We start from the raw sequence: 204 nt of genomic DNA, 5'->3' as shown, positions 1-204 counted from the left end.
GCGACGCGGAAGACAAAGGAACTTGCCCCGCTCGAAGCGGCCCTGAAGTCGAAGTACGCCGACGTTCGCACGCTCGCCGTGGACGGTTTCATCAAGAAGCACACGCCCGCCGCCCAGGCGTTCTTGGCACAAGCTCTCGCCGATGCGGATCACGGCGTGCGGTTGCACGCCCTCTCCGCGCTGATCGACGACGAAGCCCGCGAC

General features: G+C 66.2%; 1 protein-coding gene. It reads left to right on the top strand.

Annotated features, from left to right (window positions below):
• On the top strand, positions 1 to 204 hold a 204-nt coding region (locus BGIM_RS66190; RefSeq protein WP_193789059.1), incomplete at both ends, for a hypothetical protein.

The sequence above is a fragment of the Zavarzinella formosa DSM 19928 genome (assembly GCF_000255705.1).
Lineage (GTDB): Bacteria > Planctomycetota > Planctomycetia > Gemmatales > Gemmataceae > Zavarzinella > Zavarzinella formosa.
Note: the sequence above shows the minus strand (reverse complement) of the source record. Positions and strands in the feature narration are given on the sequence as shown.